We start from the raw sequence: 1,043 nt of genomic DNA, 5'->3' as shown, positions 1-1,043 counted from the left end.
TACTTAATTAAAATACATTGATATTTTAATTTTTTTATCCTTATATATAGTGAATGATACATACTAAAATGTAGTTTTAAATATTCCAGCGTAGCTCAGTGGTAGAGCAATCGGCTGTTAACCGATCGGTCGCAGGTTCGAATCCTGCCGCTGGAGCCATTTTTATGTGCTTCCTTAGCTCAGTCGGTAGAGCGCAGCCATGGTAAGGCTGAGGTCACCGGTTCAAGCCCGGTAGGAAGCTTTGAAAAAAGCGTACCACATCTAAGTTTGGCCCGTTGGTCAAGTGGTTAAGACACCGCCCTTTCACGGCGGTAACACGGGTTCGAATCCCGTACGGGTCACCACTAATATAAATGGAGGATTAGCTCAGCTGGGAGAGCACTTGCCTTACAAGCAAGGGGTCGGTGGTTCGAGCCCGCCATCCTCCACCATTTAATAATCTAATATAAGCCGGCCTAGCTCAATCTGGCAGAGCAACTGACTTGTAATCAGTAGGTTGGGGGTTCGAGTCCCTCGGCCGGCACCACCAATCATGGAGGGGTAGCGAAGTGGCTAAACGCGGCGGACTGTAAATCCGCTCCCTCAGGGTTCGGGAGTTCGAATCTCTCCCCCTCCACCATTATTAAAATGATTGGGCCATAGCCAAGCGGTAAGGCAACGGTTTTTGGTACCGTCATGCGCTGGTTCGAATCCAGCTGGCCCAGCCATTTTTTTATTTTATGGATAATAATTATTTGTTGGTTTAGAATATGAACAGTTTTATTTGAGCCATTAGCTCAGTTGGTAGAGCATCTGACTTTTAATCAGAGGGTCGGAGGTTCGAATCCTCCATGGCTCACCATTACATATCTCATCGGAAGGGGCCTTAGCTCAGCTGGGAGAGCGCCTGCTTTGCACGCAGGAGGTCAGCGGTTCGATCCCGCTAGGCTCCACCATATCAGTTACCAAAGTTGTTCTCTGCTATCATCGGGGGGGCAACTTTTTATTTGTAATGAAATTAACTATAACCAAAGATTCCCTAAGTAGGGAACTTTTTTTAATTT

At 46.6% G+C, this 1,043-nt stretch carries 9 tRNA genes; all 9 read left to right on the top strand.

Features of this window, described 5'->3' with window-relative positions:
* Positions 1 to 84: 84 nt before the first annotated feature.
* The 9 genes from JCM13188_RS17270 (at position 85) to JCM13188_RS17230 (ending at position 935) form a co-directional block, all read left to right on the top strand.
* Positions 85 to 159: transfer RNA gene (locus JCM13188_RS17270), tRNA-Asn, on the top strand.
* A 9-nt stretch (positions 160 to 168) separates the two neighbouring features.
* Positions 169 to 241: transfer RNA gene (locus tag JCM13188_RS17265), tRNA-Thr, on the top strand.
* A 28-nt stretch (positions 242 to 269) separates the two neighbouring features.
* A tRNA-Glu gene (locus JCM13188_RS17260) sits at positions 270 to 344 on the top strand.
* 11 nt (positions 345 to 355) lie between these two features.
* Positions 356 to 431: transfer RNA gene (locus tag JCM13188_RS17255), tRNA-Val, on the top strand.
* Between the two features lie 18 nt (positions 432 to 449).
* Positions 450 to 526, top strand: a tRNA-Thr gene (locus tag JCM13188_RS17250).
* 8 nt (positions 527 to 534) lie between these two features.
* Positions 535 to 619 (top strand) — tRNA-Tyr (locus JCM13188_RS17245).
* A 13-nt stretch (positions 620 to 632) separates the two neighbouring features.
* Positions 633 to 707 (top strand) — tRNA-Gln (locus tag JCM13188_RS17240).
* 58 nt (positions 708 to 765) lie between these two features.
* Positions 766 to 841 (top strand) — tRNA-Lys (locus JCM13188_RS17235).
* Between the two features lie 18 nt (positions 842 to 859).
* Positions 860 to 935, top strand: a tRNA-Ala gene (locus JCM13188_RS17230).
* Positions 936 to 1,043 lie beyond the last annotated feature (108 nt).

The organism is Piscibacillus salipiscarius JCM 13188, from assembly GCF_001311865.1.
Lineage (GTDB): Bacteria > Bacillota > Bacilli > Bacillales > Alkalibacillaceae > Piscibacillus > Piscibacillus salipiscarius.
This window is presented reverse-complemented; position numbering and strand designations above follow the sequence as displayed.